The organism is uncultured Allofournierella sp., assembly GCA_944382705.1.
Classification (GTDB): Bacteria; Bacillota; Clostridia; order Oscillospirales; family Ruminococcaceae; genus Allofournierella.
On sequence record CALWNE010000059.1, the window covers coordinates 16,576 to 35,575 of the forward strand.

The 19,000-nt window shown below is 49.7% G+C and carries 17 protein-coding genes; 10 read left to right on the top strand and 7 right to left on the bottom strand.

Annotated features, from left to right (window positions below; all coding sequences use genetic code 11):
• Positions 1–233 precede the first annotated feature (233 nt).
• The gene (locus ACH2EM_RS09200; RefSeq protein WP_395152107.1) at positions 234–1,646 is read left to right on the top strand and encodes a chloride channel protein; all 1,413 of its coding nucleotides are present in this window, start codon (positions 234–236) and stop codon (positions 1,644–1,646) included.
• Positions 1,647–1,713: 67 nt separating this feature from the next.
• Here ACH2EM_RS09200 and ACH2EM_RS09205 read toward each other — a convergent pair whose 3' ends face one another.
• Genes ACH2EM_RS09205 through ACH2EM_RS09215 form a run of 3 tightly spaced genes read right to left on the bottom strand, consistent with a single transcriptional unit; the run spans position 1,714 to position 3,640 of the window.
• The gene (locus ACH2EM_RS09205) at positions 1,714–2,652 is read right to left on the bottom strand and encodes a sensor histidine kinase (RefSeq protein WP_395152109.1); all 939 of its coding nucleotides are present in this window, start codon (positions 2,650–2,652) and stop codon (positions 1,714–1,716) included.
• Complete coding sequence (locus ACH2EM_RS09210) at positions 2,612–3,343, bottom strand: hypothetical protein (protein ID WP_395152111.1); 732 nt, start codon at positions 3,341–3,343, stop codon at positions 2,612–2,614. The genes ACH2EM_RS09205 and ACH2EM_RS09210 overlap by 41 nt, the downstream gene beginning before the upstream one ends.
• Positions 3,344–3,361: 18 nt before the next feature.
• Complete coding sequence (locus ACH2EM_RS09215; RefSeq protein ID WP_395152113.1) at positions 3,362–3,640, bottom strand: hypothetical protein; 279 nt, start codon at positions 3,638–3,640, stop codon at positions 3,362–3,364.
• Positions 3,641–3,970: 330 nt separating this feature from the next.
• Between ACH2EM_RS09215 and ACH2EM_RS09220 the strand changes: the two genes are divergently transcribed.
• From ACH2EM_RS09220 to ACH2EM_RS09260, 9 genes are all read left to right on the top strand, one after another.
• Positions 3,971–5,575 carry an ABC-F family ATP-binding cassette domain-containing protein gene (locus ACH2EM_RS09220; RefSeq protein ID WP_395152115.1) on the top strand — a complete coding sequence of 535 codons (1,605 nt, stop codon included), beginning with the start codon at positions 3,971–3,973 and terminating at the stop codon, positions 5,573–5,575.
• Between the two features lie 128 nt (positions 5,576–5,703).
• Complete coding sequence (locus ACH2EM_RS09225) at positions 5,704–6,540, top strand: AraC family transcriptional regulator (protein ID WP_395152117.1); 837 nt, start codon at positions 5,704–5,706, stop codon at positions 6,538–6,540.
• Positions 6,541–6,557: 17 nt separating this feature from the next.
• The gene (locus ACH2EM_RS09230) at positions 6,558–7,571 is read left to right on the top strand and encodes a hypothetical protein (RefSeq protein ID WP_395152119.1); all 1,014 of its coding nucleotides are present in this window, start codon (positions 6,558–6,560) and stop codon (positions 7,569–7,571) included.
• A gap of 22 nt (positions 7,572–7,593) precedes the next feature.
• Positions 7,594–8,949, top strand: a complete 1,356-nt coding sequence (rlmD, locus tag ACH2EM_RS09235) for a 23S rRNA (uracil(1939)-C(5))-methyltransferase RlmD (protein ID WP_395152141.1) — start codon at positions 7,594–7,596, stop codon at positions 8,947–8,949.
• A gap of 93 nt (positions 8,950–9,042) precedes the next feature.
• Positions 9,043–9,819 (top strand): nucleoside phosphorylase, encoded by a 777-nt coding sequence (locus tag ACH2EM_RS09240; protein ID WP_395152121.1) that lies wholly within the window; start codon positions 9,043–9,045, stop codon positions 9,817–9,819.
• Positions 9,820–10,066: 247 nt separating this feature from the next.
• Positions 10,067–10,789, top strand: a complete 723-nt coding sequence (locus ACH2EM_RS09245; protein WP_395152123.1) for a hypothetical protein — start codon at positions 10,067–10,069, stop codon at positions 10,787–10,789.
• A gap of 379 nt (positions 10,790–11,168) precedes the next feature.
• Positions 11,169–11,891, top strand: a complete 723-nt coding sequence (gene tsaA, locus ACH2EM_RS09250) for a tRNA (N6-threonylcarbamoyladenosine(37)-N6)-methyltransferase TrmO (RefSeq protein ID WP_395152125.1) — start codon at positions 11,169–11,171, stop codon at positions 11,889–11,891.
• 31 nt (positions 11,892–11,922) lie between these two features.
• Positions 11,923–12,480, top strand: a complete 558-nt coding sequence (locus ACH2EM_RS09255; protein ID WP_395152127.1) for a DJ-1 family glyoxalase III — start codon at positions 11,923–11,925, stop codon at positions 12,478–12,480.
• 407 nt (positions 12,481–12,887) lie between these two features.
• Entirely contained in the window at positions 12,888–14,480 is a 1,593-nt protein-coding gene (locus ACH2EM_RS09260; protein ID WP_395152129.1) for a potassium/proton antiporter, read from the top strand.
• 175 nt (positions 14,481–14,655) lie between these two features.
• Here ACH2EM_RS09260 and ACH2EM_RS09265 read toward each other — a convergent pair whose 3' ends face one another.
• The 4 genes from ACH2EM_RS09265 to ACH2EM_RS09280 form a co-directional block, all read right to left on the bottom strand.
• A complete protein-coding gene (locus ACH2EM_RS09265; protein ID WP_395152131.1) occupies positions 14,656–16,119 on the bottom strand; it encodes an ABC transporter permease in 1,464 nt (487 codons plus the stop codon).
• Positions 16,106–17,494, bottom strand: coding sequence for a hypothetical protein (locus ACH2EM_RS09270; protein WP_395152133.1), 1,389 nt, complete (start codon positions 17,492–17,494; stop codon positions 16,106–16,108). Before ACH2EM_RS09270 ends, ACH2EM_RS09265 begins: the two co-directional genes overlap by 14 nt.
• Before the next feature lie 12 nt (positions 17,495–17,506).
• Positions 17,507–18,301, bottom strand: coding sequence for an ABC transporter ATP-binding protein (locus tag ACH2EM_RS09275; RefSeq protein ID WP_395152135.1), 795 nt, complete (start codon positions 18,299–18,301; stop codon positions 17,507–17,509).
• Positions 18,302–18,374: 73 nt separating this feature from the next.
• Positions 18,375–19,000, bottom strand: a 626-nt coding sequence (locus tag ACH2EM_RS09280) for a YdcF family protein (protein WP_395152137.1), incomplete at its 5' end; no start/stop codon positions are given.

The window sequence follows — 19,000 nt, forward strand, 5'->3', positions numbered from 1 at the left end:
AGCAGTCAATCTGCACATAGTGTATGTCTCCAAACGCGAGAAACAACGGCTGTTCCATTGCCTGCAAAACATATCCTATCGTCATTGCGCTGTTGACTATTATACGAAATCGCACTTATGAAATCAATAGAGCTTGCTGTTTTCTTTTTTGCCTGGGTAAAGCACCAGCTACTGCTTCATCAAATTAAAATTACTTTTTGGGCAAGTTGCATCCAAAGCAGGAAGGCGATATAATGGACAGGGCTTCGTCCAATCTCATCGCACAGAGCGCAAAGCCCACATTGCTGCAATCTCACTTTGTGCTGCAGCTTAGCTTTGTTTTGGATGGTGATATTATGATTCCCTCTTTTGACACTCCGCATCTGTTGGTAAGACGCTTGAAGCTGTTTTTTATGATTATTTTTTGCAGCGTCTGCATGGGAATTGCAAGTACTTTCTTTTTATTTTCTCTAGACTGGGCGGCTAACCAGCGGCAAGAATACCCCTTTATAGTGGCATTGTTGCCCGCTGCTGGCTTTGCGACCGCTTTCTTTTACAGCCGTTTTGGGCAAAATTGCGGCAAAGGAAATAATCTGGTAATCGAAAGCGCCGTTGGTGATGCGCAAGTTCCGCTCCGTATGGGATTGATGAGCTTTTTATTTACCGTGTGTACTCATTTGTGCGGCGGTTCCGCCGGGCGAGAAGGTACTGCGGTGCAGATTTCAGGCTCTATCACCAATCAGGTAGGCCGGTGGTTCAATCTCACAGATAAAGACCGTCACCTTTTGATTTTATCTGGCATTAGTGCAGGATTCAGCTCCGTATTCGGCACCCCTCTTGCAGGCACATTTTTCGGCATGGAAATGTGTTTTGTTGGCAGCCTCAGCTACGAAGCCTTCCTGCCCTGTGTTTTGGCTGCCTTCACAAGCAACCAAGTGGCTCTCTTTCTTGGCGCATCCCATGCAACACACTCCATCACTCAACTACCTCCCATCAACCTTGGCACAGCTCTGTTACTTGTTTTTTCGGCATGCTTGTTTGGATGGATTGGTCGCCTGTTTGTCTGGTGTATGCATCAGGTAAAGCGCTGTTACAGCTATCTGCCCCAAAAATTATTGGCTGGGGCGGCAGCTGGTTTTGTTGTGCTTATCGCCTTGTGCATATTTGGCAGTGAATATGGCGGCCTGAGCACCTGGATGATTGATAAAAGCTTTGCCGGAAAGGCAAGCTGGATGGACCCTCTGGCTAAATTTATCGTTACTGTCCTTACTTTGGGAGGCGGCTTTCAGGGCGGAGAGGTTACCCCGCTATTCACCATTGGTTCCTCTGCCGGCGCTTTGATTGGTCAGCTCTTTAATCTACCTCCCAGTCTGTTTGCTGCACTGGGGATGGTTTGCGTATTCGGTTGTGCCGCAAACACTCCTGTTACCACTTTCATGTTGGGCATCGAACTATTTGGTTCAGAGTACGCTCCTTACTTTTTGATTTGCGCTGTGATTAGTTATTTGATGTGCGGTCATTGTGGCATCTACCCTTCCCAGCGTATTGTAACCCCAAAATCGGAACGCTGGCATAACCATATCGGGCTACAGCTGGGAGAGATTTCTTCCCATTCTGCTGTTAAACCCACGGATAACCCAAACGATTCCTTAAATTTACATCAATAAACACACAGGGCCTGACTGTATGCCAATGGAGTCAGGCCCTGTGTGTTTATTTTTTGATACGGTGCATTTAGTCTTTCCAGCGGCTGGCCCAGTAACTTATTTCGGCTAAAGCCCTTTGATTTTGAATCTCATGTTCCAGTGGCAATAATCCACTGGCAAAAATCGGCATCTCCATACCGGTATCCAAAGCACAATTGCAGGCAACAATCATCACTTCTGTTCCTTGCGGACCTGTTTTGACCTCAATTTCCCAACCCATCTGACTGCAATAGTAGTGTGCAAGGTATAGCCCTAACCCCGCCCCATACGAAACGCAATTTTCGGATGACTGGTACCGATTGACAAACACTTCATACAGATGATTCTGTACCTCTTGGGGAAGTCCCGGCCCTTCATCACGCACTACGATTTCCAGGGTATCGGAGCGCTGTGAATTCTTTGCACAACGCACCTCAACCCACACGGTTTGTCCGCTGGTACTGGCCAAAACCGCATTGCTTACCACATTCAGCAAAATTTTATCAGCCCAGCCTCCATCACAGTTCAAAAAGACCGGATACTCTTCTACCTGGCAGTGCCACTCCAGTTGGATTCCCTGATTTGCACAAGCAGTCCTCAACAGCTCAATCAACTGTTCATATTGGGACACCAGCTCCACTGGTTCCAGCTGAGGCAGCAGAGTCCCCTGTTCCGCTGCCAGCATATCCTCCAGATTCTCCGCAATGCGATATAGCTGCAAAGTTCCTTGGTGCACATGATCCAGCATCCATTGTGTGCGCTGAATCATCTGTTCATTTGCGCTGCGATGTATTTCCTGCTTCAAGCAACCAGCGGCAGTTTGGATAGCAGCAAGTGCCTGGTACATTTCTTGTGATAGACCACCGCACAAAAGTGCGGTTTTGCTATTGCCTGTGGGCTCATCCACAAAATGGTTTTGGATCATGGGATGGGTGTCCTTTCTGCTTTTAATTGCTACGAACCTGTATCTGCTCAACAGCCCACTCAAAAAATTCCCGCATTTTGGCTTGTTCGGCGGTAATTGTTCCTTTTTCCTTCATTTGAATTAGCACCCGATAGATACCGCTTTCCGCACCTTTGTGTGAGATCTGGTATAGTTTGGAAAGTTCCATCAAAATTGATTTAGCCTGTGGCATTCTTCCCTGACTCAACTCTCTCAGCCAAATCTGCAAACCGCTTGCCAAGTACTGCGCACCGGTACTGCGTTTGGGGCAATCCAGACGATTCAGCAAATCCCATATTTCCCGATCCCAACAGGTAATTTGAGGCAACTGGGCAGATGCCTTTGAACTGGTAACACATTGCATCAAATCTTTTGGTTCATATGGCTCCATCATATAGTAATCCACAGTATTTGACAAGTCCGTTCTGCTAATAAACTGCAAATATCTTGGTGAACCTACTGCTACCACAACCATGCTTTTGGCACAATCGAACTGTTCCAGCTTTTCCAAAAAGCTAAGACTGTGCATATCTTTTAAAAAACACCCAATCACCAGTGCGTCCGGCATATGGCCAGCTTTCAAAAAGCGCAATGCCGCTTCGCCTTTTTGAAAGCTGTACACTCCACCAATTTGTGAAGATTCTGCCAGCATTCGCTTTAAACCATCCAGATGCATATGATCTCCACTAAGGAGATATATCGTTCTCTTTCTTTCCCATTCTTCTGTTAAGGCCATGTTTTCACACCATCCCCATTAAATCTTTGCCACAGCATCACAAAGCACCTCCTTCCAATGGCAAAAGGGAACAGCATTCTCCCATAAAAAATCCAATATCATCTTTGCTTCACTTGGAGACACATCTTCAATACGCAGGCTGTCTCGCTGTACGCCGTCTGCTTTTATCAAAACCGCTCTATAAACCGCAACTTTTCCTGGCAGGCAATCCACACGGTACAAAATCTCTGATTTCGCCTGAAGTTTCCCCAATGCCGAAAAACGACGCCGCTTATGATAACGCTGTGCAACAGCCACTACAATCGCTCCTTCTATGCAAAATTATTGTTTACAATTCACTATGTTAAAACTATTTTTGAAAAAATTCAACACATTTCTTCCTTCAATTTCCTTCACTTTTTCTCTAAAACAGCAGAATCATGTCTAATTTTGGGGAAATTGCTTGCACACAAACCGCTTCACTTAGTACCGATGTAGCGCTCTGCGTTGAAATTGCAAGCTAAATTTGATATACTGTATAATGAGTTATTTTATGTTCCAGGTAAGTAACCCAATGTCTGGTTGCAAAACCGGCACAGCATATACGCCTTTTTAATAATCAACGAATAAAGTGAGGTTTTTTCATTTATGCTTTCTGTAAATGATGTTAGTTTGCAATTCCAAGGAACCACCTTATATAAGCATGTAGATTTGAATTTCGCACCGGGCAACTGCTACGGTATTATTGGTGCCAACGGTGCGGGCAAATCTACCCTTTTAAAAATCATCTCCGGCCAGATTGAACCCACCACCGGCAGCATCTCCATCGGCAAGGATGACCGTATGAGTGTGCTGGAGCAGGATCACTATAAATACGATTCTTTTCCTGTGATGGAAACCGTCATTATGGGCAACCGCCGTTTGTATGACATCATGAAACAAAAGGACGCCTTGTATGCTAAGGAGGATTTCTCTGAGGAAGATGGTGTGCTGGCAGGTGAACTGGAAGCAGAGTTTGCTGAAATGGGCGGTTGGGAAGCCGAGACCGAGGCAAGCCAGCTGTTAAGCGGTTTGGGCCTTCCTGTGGATTTACACTATGCGCAGATGGAAAATCTGGATGGCCGTCAAAAAGTGAAGGTACTACTTGCAAAAGCGCTGTTTGGTCAGCCTTCGATTATTCTGCTGGACGAGCCCACCAACGGTTTGGATATCGAATCCATTGACTGGCTGGAAGAATTCTTGATGGATTATTACGGAACCATCATTGTTGTAAGCCACGACCGCCATTTCTTGAACGCCGTTTGCACCCACACCGTAGACATTGACTACAACAAGGTACAAATGTATGCCGGCAACTATGACTTCTGGTATGAATCCAGCCAGCTGATGCAGCAGCTCATCCGCAACCAGAACAAAAAGAAGGAAGAAAAAATTAAGGAGCTGCAATCCTTTATTCAGCGGTTCTCGGCCAACAAGTCCAAATCCAAACAGGCCACCAGCCGTAAAAAAATCCTGGATTCTATCCAGCTGGAAGAAATGCCTGCTTCCTCCCGCCGTTATCCCTTCGTAGGCTTTGACCCTGAGCGGGAGGCTGGTAAGGATATTCTGTTTGTGGAGGGCATTAGCAAAACCATCGACGGCGTAAAAGTATTGGATAATGTGAGCTTTACCGCTAACAAAAACGACAAAATCGCACTTGTTGGCGACAACGAAGTAGGTATGACCGCCCTGTTCAAGATTCTGACCGGCGAGATGGAACCAGACTCCGGCAGTTTCAAGTGGGGTGTTTCCACCAGCCAGAGCTACTTCCCGCAGGATAACTCCGCCTTCTTTGACGGTTTTGACGGCAATCTGATTGAATGGCTGCGTCAGTATAGCCCAGACCCCACCGAAACCTTCCTGCGGGGTTTCTTGGGACGGATGCTCTTTTCTGGTGATGAGGTTTACAAGCCTGCTAAGGTGCTCAGCGGCGGCGAAAAGGTGCGCTGCATGCTCTCCCGCATGATGATGTCCCACTCCAATGTACTGTTGCTGGATCAGCCTACCAACCATCTGGATCTGGAAAGTATTCAGGCGCTTTCCAATGGATTGGTTGCTTTTAAAGGAAATTTGATTTTCTCCTCTCACGACCATCAGTTCATTGACGAAATTGCCAACCGCATCATCGAAATCCCCTTGGGACAGCAGGGTTGTTTGGACCGTACCGGTACCTTTGAGGAATTTTTGGCCTGGAAAAAAGAGCGGACCCTGTAACCTGATTGCCAGCCCTTTACCGCTGTGCACAGTTGAACCCGTGTGCACAGCGGTATTTATTTGTGGTCAGCAGGTTTGACCAACCCGCCCAGTAAGGATTTTATCAATCGCATTGTGGAGGCGCTTCCATGGCTGAAACCTACAAACAATCGTTCAAACAAAATTACACGGACAATGTGGAACTTTCTATTTTCAATTGCGGTGTACAATCCTGCGAACCAGGTCATTTGTGGGGGCCTGGCATCCGAGATCACTATTTGATTCATTTGGTCATCCGGGGGCGGGGGCGGTATACCGTAGGCTCCCATGAATACCAACTGAAGGCTGGTGATTTATTTTTGGTGAAACCCAACCAGCTGGTTGCCTACTGCGCCGATGAAACCGACCCATGGGAGTATTGCTGGGTAGGATTTAATGGTGCTTTTGCCAACAAGCTGATTCAGCAAACCCCCTTTAGTGATCAAAAGCCCGTTTATCACTGTACCAATCCGCATGACTTGCAAAAAGCCATGCTGGCAATATACGAAGCAAGAGGACCTGAATCCTCGCATGAAGCCGCTATGGTGGGCCATTTGTATCTATTTCTTTCCTGTATGATGCAGCAGGCCCAGCAGTGTGATAGTCGTATTGGCAGCACCAGCTCCCAATATGTGCATGGGGCAATCAAATATATTCAGTTCAACTATTCCCACAACATCAGCATTGACGACATCGCAAAGGCAGTGGGTGTGAGCCGCAGTCATCTGTACCGACTGTTTATGAGCAATGTGGGGCAAAGCCCTATCGATTATCTCACCAGCTATCGTATTGAGGAAGCTTGCAACCTACTGAGGGATTCTAAGCTTTCCATTGCTGAAATTGCTGTTTCCGTAGGCTTTTTTGACCAGTTCTATTTTTCCCGGGTATTCAAAAAAACCAAAGGCGTTCCTCCCAGCCGCTACCTGAACAGCAGCGAATCCACCTAAGAAAGGGACCTTAATCTGTGAAGCATCGCATTTTCTTGATTGCCAAACTGCTTGCCATTGTTTTGGCTATTGCAGCTTGTGTGTTTTTGTATCTGCTCAGTATCAACTATTTTGCACCACATCCAACCGTTGGATACATCCATTCGGAACGAGAGATGCCCTATCTGGATTTGGATGAACTTTATCAGCAGTTGGAAACCAGCAGCACATCCCTTGTGGAAGCAGATGCTTCCCAAGGTGGCTATCTGCAAGCTGCGCAGCAGCTTGTTGAGCAGAACGCCAAGATACTGGTAGTCAGCCAGGATACCGATACGGTGGACAATGATTTGCTGAATTTTGCCCAAGCAAATGGTCTTGGCTTAATTTTGGTGGGACGCAGCCCCAGTGAAGAAACCATGCAGCAGTATGATAAAATGTGGTATGTGGGCAGCAGTCCCGCTTTAGGCGGCGAATTATTGGGCAGCGAAATAACAACAGCCTGGGAAAGAGGCACTGTTGTGGATCGGAACGCAGACCATCTGCTGCAATATTTTGTTTACCTAAGCAAGGAAGGCCCCTACTACAACCAGATGATTGACAGCACTTTGCTGCAATGTGAACACTACGGAGTCTTTTCTCAGTGCATTACCTACCTGGATGAAAATCAGCAGCCCTTGGCCTTTAGTGCCGAACAGCTGTCTGGGCAGGAAAAACCGGAGCTTCTTCTGGTTGCCCATGCTCAGGATGCCCGCCTTGTGTTCGAGACGGCTCAGCAGCTGGGCTGGCTGGAGGGAGATACCCCCACCCAAATTGCAGCATTGGCAGAAAATCAGCTTGTGGCGCAGCAACTAATGGCAGATGATATCTGCTTTGCCGTTTCCTATTACGATACGCAGGCAATTACTCGGGCTGTGGTATCGGTGGCTTTAAATGGTTTGGATTCCACCTATGCGGGAGAGGATTTGTCCATTCAGCCAGACGAAAGCGGCCGTTTTTGGATTCCTTTTGGTCTTTTAGCGAATGCAGAAGACCAGCAGACCCCCTCGGAATAACACAGGAGGCGTTATTTTGTCCATGCAAAAAAATTCTGTCATTCCCCTTTCTATTGAAAGCCTTTCCAGCGATGGCAGCGGCGTTGGCCATTATGAGGGCAAGGCCATCTTTGTGCCTGGCACCGCCCCCGGGGATGAGATTCGTGCTAAAATTGTAAAGGATATGGGCCGCTATGCCTTTGCCATCGTAGATGAAATGGTCAAAGCTTCTGCCCAACACATCCAGCCAGATTGTTCGGTGTATAAGCCCTGTGGCGGCTGCTGCTTCCGCCATATCAATTACCAGGCCGAAGCCGCAGCCAAGCAGCAATTTGTAGCGAATGCCTTTCAGCGTATTGGCGGTTTTGACCTGCCGGTACTGCCCATTCTTGCTTCCCCGCTGGAAAACAACTATCGCAACAAGGTGCAGTTCCCTGTTGCGCAGGGTTCCGATGGATCGGTACAGGTTGGCTTTTATGCCGGACGCAGTCATCGGCTGGTTCCCTGCCTGGACTGCAAGCTGCAACCACCAGAGCTTAACGAGATTGCAGCATTTTTGTGCAGATTCATGGAACAGCACCATATCTCTGCCTACAACGAACAAACGCACAAAGGCCTAGTTCGCCACCTGTTTTTGCGCAAGGGCTGGCATAGCAATCAGGTAATGGTCTGCCTGGTCGTCAACGGAACAAAGCTGCCTGCCAGCGAGCTGCTCTGCCGGGAATTGCCTAAAAAGTTCCCCCAGGTCAGCACCATTGTGCTGAATGTGAATCGTCAGCGCACCAATGTAATTACCGGCCAGCAAAACATTGTGCTGTATGGGCCCGGCTTTATCGAAGATACCATGTGCGGTGTACCGGTACAGATTGGCCCCCTCTCCTTCTATCAGGTAAACACGCCCGCAGCGGAGCAGCTGTACCGTGTTGCCCGCCAGTTTGCGCAGCTCAGCCCCCAGGATACTTTGCTGGATCTCTACTGTGGTATGGGCACCATCGGCCTTTCCATGGCTCAGGATTGCAAGGAATTGATTGGCGTTGAAATCATTGAGGAAGCAGTAGCAAGTGCCCGCATCAACGCCCAGGCTATGGGGCAGAAAAATGCTCGATTCTTTTGTGCCGACGCTGGCAAAGCAGCCAGTCAGCTGGCCAGTGAGGGCCTGCATCCGGATGTAATTTGTCTGGACCCACCTCGCAAGGGCTGTGACACCACCACGCTGGATGCCGTGCTCACCATGGCGCCACACCGTATCGTAATGGTTAGCTGCAACGCTGCCACCGCCGCCCGGGACTGCCGCTACCTGGCAGACCATGGCTATACTGTGGAACAAATCCAACCGGCAGATTTATTCCCCCGCACCAAGCATGTAGAATGTGTGGTAGCCCTTTTTAAAAACAATTAAATGCAAAAAGTCCCAGAAAGCGATTGCTTTATGGGGCTTTTTTGCAATCCAATCTGTATTGCAAATGATTTTTTGAAAGGAGTATTCCCTACTATGAGCATCATCAAACACGAAATCCCCTTGCTGGAATTTGACAACTGTCCCAGTGCTGTAATTAATCCCACCCACGAAGGGCTGGATCTGCATCTGCCCTCCAAATGTGTATTTGCCTTTGTAGGCGACTACATCGAACAATATGCCCTGGCTCATAACGCTTGTTTGGTGGCACATTTCGTGAGTGCCACGAAGAAATATCCTGTGTATACAGTTCTCTACCATGGGCAGGAAATTACTCTCTGCCAGGCCCCGGTGGGGGCAGCGGCGGCGGCTCAGCTTCTGGACTGGCTTATAGGGTATGGCGTCAGGCAGATTATCTCCACCGGCAGCTGCGGTGCATTGCAGCCTTTTGCGGAGGGAACCTTTTTAATCCCCTCCAAGGCACTGCGTGATGAGGGAGCCTCTTATCACTACGCACCGCCTTCCCGCTATATGGAGGTCAACGAAACAGCGCAGCAGGCATTAGCCCAGACTTTGCAGGAACACAACTTGCACTGGCAGGAGGTAATTACCTGGTCCACCGACGGATTTTATCGGGAAACCGCCGAAAAAATCAACTATCGCAAGATGGAAGGCTGCGCTGTTGTGGAGATGGAATGTTCTGCCCTAGCTGCCTGCGCTGCTTTTCGGGGTGCTGTATGGGGTATGTTGCTGTATACCGCTGACAGCCTTGCAAATGTGGAAGCCTACGACGCTCGGAACTGGGGCGGTGATGCCTATGAATATGCCTTACAGCTTTGTTTGGATGCAGTTTTAAAATTGCAAGCAGAATAATGAATGGAAGCCTGCAAGAAGACTCTTTTTCTTGTATCTCCTATATGTGCCACCTCAGTCTGGTAATTTTTCTCAAAACTTTCATCCATTTATTGGGGTAAGGTGTAGTATAGTGAAACAGGCGGGTACTGCTAATGCCACGGCTTACCTTCTTTTTGGGAGCAGCCTTGGTGCACAGCCGCCTTTGGTCTTAGTTACTATGGTCACATCCTTTGCGCTGTGACATCAATTCATTGGAGGTATTTTTATGAAACGAGTTTTCACCACCCTTTGCGCTGTCGGTTTGGCAGCAGCCTTTACTGCCTGTTCGGCCTTAGGCGGCACTGACAGCGGCGCTTCCGAGGCAAACGCTCCTTCCGGCGGCAATTCTGCCAGCCAAACAATCTATGGTCAGGTCACGGACATTTCCGGGCAGGTTGTTACCCTTCAACTGGGCGAAATGGCCCAGCGTGGACAGCGGCCAGATGGCGATGAAAGCTTTGATCCGAGCCAGGCTCCACAGGACGGACAGAATCCGCAGGGTGAACCCCCTGCCGACCTGCCCAGCGATTCTGCTCCTTCTGGCGATAGCGGCGAGAACACCCCGCCCCAGATGCCTGATGAAAAAAACAGCGAAAATCTCCCCGAACTAAGCGAAGGACAAACGCCTCCCCAGGGCAATGGCCATGGCGGCGGTTTTGTTGCCGGTGATTCCACCCAGGAGTTTGACCTCTCCCAGGCAACCATCAACAGCTTTATGCCGGATGACCAAGCCCAGGTTGATATTTCCTCCATCCAGGTGGGAGATGTGCTGGAGCTGGTTTTGGACGATAGCAACACCGTAACACAGGTTACAATCCAGCCCAGCGGCGGTATGGGGGGCGTTGATGGCGCAGCCCATGCTACACCGGAGGCAGACTCCGGCTCCACTGAATCTGCCGCAGGAGATGATGCCTCTGCTTCCTCCCAGTCCGCCGACGACAATCTCTAAAAATCGACCTTTGGCGTACCTGTAGTGCATGGTTTACAGGCAAGGGCTTTATCCCCCAGCGCCGTATTCGGATTAAAAACAAGTCTTAGAACAGCACTACATACTTCTAGTTGCTGGAGCGCACTGGATTTTTTACAGGATATCCCCAAGAGCGCAGCCAATCTTTAGTGGTTGGCTGCGCTCTTGGCAAAGTATCACAAAAACTTTTGCCAGATACACCCCCCTGAGCTTTGGGGTATGAATTGTGCGGTGCTGCCTTAAACTCCGTAGGTCATACTTTTTTCTGTTTTGTGCGCTTGGCTCTGGTTTGTGTTATAATAAAAGCGTTGGCTCACCCACTTTAAGGGGTGGGTATACTAACTGAAGGAGAGCGCACCTTATGGAAAACCCCATCCCCATGCAAATTATTGCCCGTATCCACTCGGATTTTTCCTCAAAATTCGGCATTCCCCGCCAAAGCGGAATGGTGCCCCAGCTTAAAGCCCGCATTGTGTTTGAGCCGGAATACCGGGTGGATGCTGCGGTGCGTGGACTGGAAGGGTTTTCTCACCTGTGGCTGATTTGGCAATTTTCCCAAGCGGTACGGAGCCAATGGTCCCCCACCGTGCGCCCGCCCAGGCTGGGAGGCAATACACGGATGGGCGTGTTCGCCACCCGTTCCCCTTTTCGGCCCAATGCCATTGGGCTTTCCTGCGTGGAGCTGGAGCGCATTGAATTGCACCCGGAATTGGGGCCGGTGCTCCATGTATTGGGAGCCGACCTGCTGGACCAGACCCCTATTTTTGATGTAAAGCCCTATCTGCCTGCTGCGGACTGCAAGCCGCAGGCTACCGGCGGGTTTGCAACTGCTCATCTGGATTATGGGCTGGAAGTGGTATTTCCCCAGCGGTGGCTGGACTGTGTGCCGGCAGAAAAACAGGAGGCCCTTCGGGGTGTTCTGTCTCAGGACCCTCGGCCCTCCTACCACGACGACCCCCAGCGGGTGTACGGCCTTTCGTTTGCAGGGCTGGAAATTAAGTTCACCGTATGCGATAGGGTGCTTACGGTATGCAGTGTATCCGACAGCAAGGCGGAGAGTGCTTCTGCCCCAGCTGAACATTGATAACAAACCCACCAAAGGAGGAACCCTGGAGATGAAACGCGTTTGTGTTGTAATGGCCAATGGTACCGAAGAGTGTGAGGCATTGCTCACCGTAGACCTGCTGCGCCGGGCTGGTGTGGAAGTAATCACTGCCAGTATTTACGAAATTCCGGAAATTGTATCCAGTCATGACATCCGGCTGCATACCGATGCCTGTGCCAGCCAGATGAACGGCCAGGATTTTGACGCCATTGTTCTGCCCGGCGGTATGCCTGGTACAACTCACCTGGGCCAGAGCGAGGATGTAAAGCGAATCTGCACCCAAGCCGCCCAAGCCGGTGCTTTGCTGGCTGCCATTTGTGCAGCACCCACGGTTCTGGCCAGCCTTGGCTTTTTGGAAAATCGCCAGGCAACAGCCCACAAGGCGTTTGTAGACCAGCTGCCCGGCGCGCTGGTAGTGCACCAACCTGTGGTGGAGGACGGCCCCATCATCACCGGCTGGGGTTTGGGCGCTTCCATCCCCTTCTCCCTGGTTCTTGTCCGCCGTTTGTGCGGCGAACAAGCTGCCCAGGAAGTACGCCAGGCCATCGGGTATCCCTTTGCTTTTTAAAGCAGTGCAGTTTAGCCCCCTTCCCAGCCGAATGGTTGTTCCGCCGGGAAGGGGGCCTTTTTGCACAAATAATTTCCCGGAGAATAATTTTTCATCGCTCTTTAGTCCCATTTAATCAATACAAAGCAGAAGAATCTGGTGCCTTACTGGTTTCTTGTAACTTGCTGCATCCGCATCAAAAGCAAACACAAATTCAGCCATTTGTTAGCTGCTATTCTTGCGACCCCAAAACTTTTACATTTAAAATCTGCTCTGTACATCAGAATAATCTGGCGATTCCTTTTGTGTAAAGTTGCTCCAGGATATTTTTGTGCTAGCCTTTCTTCTTTTTCATTTATTTCTTTGATATACTCATGAATTTATGTTACACTAAATAAGTACAACTTTATCTGAAAGGAAGTGACCCTTTGAACGGCATCCTATTGTTAATGGGTATTGTGATTTTGGTTTGTATTACTGCATATCGCTTTACCGAACGGCTGGCAGTTCCTTCTCTGCTGATTTTTATTTTGCTGGGTATGGCCTTTGGTGAAAACGGGATTTTTAAAATCTCTTTCAGCGATTACAGCCTCTCCGAAACAGTCTGTTCCATCTGCCTGGTATTTATTATGTACTATGGTGGTTTTGGCACCAACATCCGGGCTGCTAAATCCGTAGCTGCCAAGTCCGTAGTGCTTTCCACACTGGGCGTTCTGCTAACCGCAGGTCTGACAGGCGTCTTTATTCATTTTGCACTCAATCTCAGCTGGCTGGAAAGTGCACTGATCGGCTCGGTGATTGCATCAACGGATGCTGCCTCGGTGTTTAACATCCTGCGAACCCGCAGCCTGAACCTGAAAGACAACACTGCCAGTTTGCTGGAGCTGGAATCCGGCTCTAACGACCCTATATCCTATATGCTCACGGTAGTGTTGGTGGCACTCATGCGGGGAGACAGTATCTCGGTTCCTTGGATGCTGTTCCAGCAGTTGTTCTTTGGTATTGTGTGCGGTCTTGCCATTGGTGCCGCTGCGGTTTGGGTGCTTTCCAATCGGGATTTCCAAATTTCCCAGGGCAGCACAATCTTTGTGTTTGCGATTGCTGTTATCGGCTATGCTCTTCCCGCTGCCATGGGCGGCAACGGCTATTTGAGCGTTTACCTTTGTGGCATCCTGATGGGCAACGCACGCATTCCGGAAAAACGCAACCTGGTACGCTTTTTTGATGTACTTACCGGCATTGCCCAGATGATGATTTTCTTCCTGCTGGGGTTGCTGGTCACTCCCAAGGACCTGCCTCTGGTCATTGTGCCCGCTTTTCTTATTACGCTGTTCCTCACCTTCGTGGGCCGTCCGCTGGCTGTGGTGGGTATTCTGCTCCCCTTCCGCTCCTCTCTGGCTCAGATGGGTATTGTGTCCTGGGCTGGCCTGCGGGGCGTTGCTTCCATTGTGTTTGCAATTTACGCCACACTTCATTACCAAAATCTTACCTACAATCTCTTTGATTTGGTGTTCTGCATTGTGCTGCTGTCCATGGCGTTCCAGGGTACCCTGCTGCCCTATGTGGCCCGCTGGATTGGTATGATTGATGAACACGCTGATGTGCGCAAGACCTTTAACGATTACCAGGAAGAAAACGATGTAAGCTTTATTAAAATCCATATGGACGAAACTCACCCTTGGGCTTATAAAAAGCTGCGGGATATTGTTACCCCGCCAGATTTCTTAATTGCGCTGGTAGCCCGGCAGAATCAGGGCTTTATGGTACCCAGCGGCGATACAGAAATTTTGCCTGGCGATTTGCTGGTGATTGCAGGACGGGAATTTGAAAACCGCGAAAATCTTACGCTCCGTGAAGTTGCAGTCACCGAAAAGAACCGCTACTGCAACAAGAGCCTACGGGAAATCAATCTACCCAACGGAACCTTAATTGTTATGGTACAGCGGCTTAATCAAACCATCATTCCATGTGGTGATACCACCATTCTGGAAGGCGATACGCTGGTTGTAGCCCATTACTAAGTCTCTGTTACTAAATCCAAGCAGGTTCTATCGTGTTTGCTGCAAGGCCACCAGTTGGTCTTTTGGCAGGCCAATGTAAACCAAAACAACAAAAAAGTCATGTCCCTTTTAAAACCAGGGACATGACTTTTTGTTTTTGTGTAATATGAATGTTTTCCAGAAAGAAAACAAACCCTTACTCGTGGCGGATGGCCTCCAGAGCACTGATGCGGGTAGCTCGGATGGCAGGCCACAAACCGCTGAGTACACCTACCAGAGTGGAAAAGCTAAGCCCCAACACCACCAGCCATGGGGGAATCATGGAGATAGCTCCCCCGGTAGCGCCATAGTATCCGCCGCCAAAGCTGTTGAGCAAGCCGCTCACATCCACCGCTGCACCAAACAAAGCAGCTATGGTTGCCAGATTGTTAAGCACCAGACTGGCCAGAAAGCTGAGGGCCACACCAATAATGCCGCCCAGCAGGCCAATGGCTCCTGCCTCAATCAAAAACATATTGCGGATTTTGCGCACCTCGCAGCCCAAAACTTTCATTACGCCAATTTCCTTGGTGCGCTCGTAGATGGACATCATCATGGTGTTGGCGATGTTCAATGCTGCCACCAGCAGCGCAACTGCTGCGGTGCCGCCCAAAATCATTTGGCTCTTTGCCACGCTGGCCTGCATTTCCTCGCGAATTTGGCTCATAGAGGATGTTTCATAGCCCAAATCTTTCAGCTGCTGCTCTACATCTGTTACATTGCTTACATCGTCTACCTTTACATACACGGTTTGGTAGCCGCTGTCCTTCTGCTGAATTACCTGGCCATTGGCGCCAATCATAGCCATACCGCCGCCACTGTTCTTTTTGCCAGAAAGCCGGGTATATGCTTCGGAGAGCATTTTCAAATCCTGAACTCGCATGGCAATGCCGGAATTGGTGAAATATTGTTTGGTATCATCCTGTTGGAACACACCCACAACCACCAGCTGGTAATCCTGCGTTTTTTCGTTTCCGTTTGCGTCATAGGCAGTCAGCCGGAAAGTGAGTTTTTCCTTTTCGATGTTAAAGAATGGCTCCACTGGGTTTCCTGCGGAGTCGGTCTGGCCCCAGTACCGCTGCCGTTTGCCGCTGTTGGGGCTCTTGCGAGTATCTTGGAATTCGTAGGCGAAATGTTCACCTATCAGCACTGGAATCTTCTTTTTGCCCAGGTTCATGTCATCGGTAATAAAATTTCCGCTAATGAGCTGGTAGCCCATGGCCTGCAATGCATCCATGTCCACTCCATAGGTATTCCAGGAGTATGCTTCATAGCGATCGTTCTTGCCGGCCAGAATGGTGGCGCTCATGTTACCATCCTGATACATGGGGGTTACCGCCACAACATGGTTGTATCCCCGTATTTGGTCCAGCATAGCGTCATCCAAAACCGGAATCTCGTTGCTGGAGGCACCCCATTGATAGTTGTTAATGGTAATCTGGGTTAAATCGCCCCAGCTTTGCAGCATCTCCTCGTTCTGGGCATTGCTGGCAATACCCAGGCTAATCATTACGATAATCGAGAAGGTGCCCACAACTACACCAATAACAGTAAGGGCTGTACGCCCCTTGCGGCGGCGAAGATTATCCGTGCTGAGACGCAGCAAATCAGATATCTTCATCTTCGTCCTCCAGTTGTGTCAGTTTTTTGGCCTTTGCCTTTTTGCGTACAATAACCACTACAATTGCAGCAACACCAACAATGCCCAGAGCAATCAAAGCCCAGCCCCATACCGGAATGCCAACTTGCTGAGGTTCTTCCGGAATTTCATCTGTAAAGCCAGGATTCATCATGTCGTCCATGCTCATGCCCTGCTCTACCATGCAGGAAAATTCTTTTTCGATGCTCTTAATCTCGCCCTTAGCGTCCTCATAGGTGAGAATTACTTTGCCGTTGAGCGCTCCCTCCTGGGACGCAATCACAGAAAAATCCACCGAATTCTCAGTGCCTGGCTGAATATTGCCCAGGAATTGACTCTGGCCGGGGTTGGAAAGATTATCGCCCTGAATTTCGGCCGACAGGTTGTTGATGGAACTTTTGCCTTTGTTGACAAAGGTAACCGACAGATAGCCTTCTTCGCCCATCATCAATACTTCGGGAGCTTCCATATTGGTGATGTCAAAGCGTTCGGGCTGAGTGACCGGGATGGAAATGGGAGAAACAGCAGCCTCCCCTTCCTTGCTGCTCAGGTTTACCGAGATGCTGATGGCGCCAGGTTCAATGGTGGCATCCGTGGTCATCTTGAAGCTGATGGTTTTGGTGGTGTTGGGTGCCATCGTGCCCACATAAGTATTCATGCTGCCGCTTGCCAGGGAGATGTTTTTAGCGTCCCCCAAGTTTAGGCCCACCATTACATCCTGCAAGCTGCTGGTGCCGCTGGTGGTGAACAGGGTCAAATCCAGCACAAATTCTTTGCCAGCTTCCACGCTGGTGCCGCCAAAGGAGAAATCCTTGACCAGAATTTTGGGGTAATCTTTTTCTGGTTCCGGTGTGGCGGTGGCTTCCGGTTCCTGCGTGTCGGCAGAATCCAGACACTGGGCAATGACAATGCTTTCCTGTACCACGCCGTTGCTTGTTACCAACTCAAACTGCAGTGTGTTGCCGCCACCCAGGTATAAAATGTTATTAAAGGTAACGGAGCCATTCTGTACCTGAGCTTCCACCGGGCCGTAGTTTGTAAAGCAAGCGTTGTTTACCACACGGCCCGACACAACACCTTCTGCATTCAGGAAGGAAATGGTTACATGGCCACCTTCCATGCGGTCCCAGAGGTTATCGGTGCCGTCCAGAATTTCCACCTGGTAGTCCTTTACCTGAACCACAGGCACAGGAGTAGGCTCGGTAGTGGGACTTTCTTCAGGCTGGCTTTCGCTTGCAGCTGCCGCCGAAGGAAGGGCAGCCTGGGGTTCTTGCGCAAAGGCAGAAAACCCTGCAAAAGTACCGGCGGCCATGAGCATTGCCAGAAAAACGCTTAACTGCTTAATGGGCTGTTTCATACGATTCTCTCCTCATTGTTTGGTTTTGTAATCCGACACATTGGTTTGCGGCTCCGGAGGAGCTTGCTGGTCCAAAATATCCCGGAACATTTCCTCTTTTGCTTTCCTCTTTTGTTCTTCGTCTACCAGAATATTGCTTTCCACCTTTCCATCACGGATGGTGATAACCCGATCCGCCACTGCGGACAGATCCCGTTCGTGGGTAACCATGACAAAGGTAATATTGCTTTCCTTAGCCATAGAGAACATTCGGTACAGAACCTGTTTGGTGGTGCTGCTATCCAGGTTGCCGGTGGGTTCATCTGCAAAGATAACCTTTGGTTTTGCAACAAACGCCCGGGCAATGCCCACACGCTGCTGCTGGCCGCCGCTCATTTCGGTAGGTTTATGATTCGCCCGTTTGGCAAGCCCCATTTTTTTGAGCTCCTGAGTGGCAAGCTCCAACCGCTCTTTACGGGGCACACCCTTGAACATCAGTGGCAGAGCTACATTTTCGGCAGCGGTCAGGTTTGGCAACAGATTATAACTTTGAAAAATAAAACCAAGATGCTCTTGCCGAAACTTTGCCAGTTCGTTTTCGGTCATAATGCTAATATTGTGCCGCCCTATGTACACATCCCCTTTCGTGGGTTTTTCCAGACCTGCCAACTGATTGAGCAATGTGGATTTACCGCTGCCCGAAGGGCCTACGATACAGCAAATTTCCCCTTGCTCAATGGTTAGATTTACATCGTTAAGAGCCATTACCCGCTCGGTGCCCACCCGATAAATCTTGCGCAGGTGATCCACCCTTATGATTGAGGCCATGATTTCCCTTCCTTTCCTAAGTGATTTTGTAGGTTGCTGATGCGTAATGTTTGTATCCTTGTGGGTGACATGGTCAGAAAATGCCCACAAAAGGCAACATCCATCCGGTTCGGCTGGATTTGAACACCCAGTAATACAGTACCGCAAAGGCTTCTCTCAGATAGCAAGGCAGTACCGAGGTAATGCTGATGGAAGCAGGCAGAAGGCTTACCTGCTTAAACCCCACCATCGTCGCATATTGGCCCGCCCGGTAACAGTGGAACGCATTTGTAACCACTACAACAGGCGCCTCAGCAGAAATACCCTGCTGCTCCATAAGCTCTTTGGCAAAAAGTAGATTTTCCTCGGTGGAGGTACTTTTATCCTCCACAATAATCTGCTGTGAGGGCACCCCTCGTTCCATCAGCCAACGGGCCATGGCCACTCCTTCCGGGATGGTTTCGCCATTGCCCTGGCCGCCGGTAACTACCAGCACCGTCTGGGGATTTTGCTGGTAGTATTCCAGGGCTTTTTGCAGCCTGCGCTCCAGCAGATTGCTATGTACCTCACCGCGCAATCCGGCGCCAAGCACCACCACAGCCTGCTCATTGCCGCTGGGCAGCTGGCTGTAACCGCTTACCGCTACAAACGCCACAAGAGCACACAGCAGAGCGACTCCGGCACAGAAAGCCCAGGCCAGCAATCTGCCGGCCCCTACGG

Excerpts from the sequence above, each read along its gene's own strand:
- rlmD (WP_395152141.1), top strand. The coding sequence starts at position 7,594 with ATGCAAAAAAATTCTGTCATTCCCCTTTCTATTGAAAGCCTTTCCAGC.
- ACH2EM_RS09245 (WP_395152123.1), top strand. The coding sequence starts at position 10,067 with ATGAAACGAGTTTTCACCACCCTTTGCGCTGTCGGTTTGGCAGCAGCC.
- ACH2EM_RS09200 (WP_395152107.1), top strand. The coding sequence starts at position 234 with ATGGACAGGGCTTCGTCCAATCTCATCGCACAGAGCGCAAAGCCCACA.
- ACH2EM_RS09210 (WP_395152111.1), bottom strand. The coding sequence starts at position 3,343 with ATGGCCTTAACAGAAGAATGGGAAAGAAAGAGAACGATATATCTCCTT.
- ACH2EM_RS09255 (WP_395152127.1), top strand. The coding sequence starts at position 11,923 with ATGAAACGCGTTTGTGTTGTAATGGCCAATGGTACCGAAGAGTGTGAG.
- ACH2EM_RS09265 (WP_395152131.1), bottom strand. The coding sequence starts at position 16,119 with ATGAAGATATCTGATTTGCTGCGTCTCAGCACGGATAATCTTCGCCGC.
- ACH2EM_RS09240 (WP_395152121.1), top strand. The coding sequence starts at position 9,043 with ATGAGCATCATCAAACACGAAATCCCCTTGCTGGAATTTGACAACTGT.
- ACH2EM_RS09225 (WP_395152117.1), top strand. The coding sequence starts at position 5,704 with ATGGCTGAAACCTACAAACAATCGTTCAAACAAAATTACACGGACAAT.
- tsaA (WP_395152125.1), top strand. The coding sequence starts at position 11,169 with ATGGAAAACCCCATCCCCATGCAAATTATTGCCCGTATCCACTCGGAT.
- ACH2EM_RS09220 (WP_395152115.1), top strand. The coding sequence starts at position 3,971 with ATGCTTTCTGTAAATGATGTTAGTTTGCAATTCCAAGGAACCACCTTA.
- ACH2EM_RS09275 (WP_395152135.1), bottom strand. The coding sequence starts at position 18,301 with ATGGCCTCAATCATAAGGGTGGATCACCTGCGCAAGATTTATCGGGTG.
- ACH2EM_RS09270 (WP_395152133.1), bottom strand. The coding sequence starts at position 17,494 with ATGAAACAGCCCATTAAGCAGTTAAGCGTTTTTCTGGCAATGCTCATG.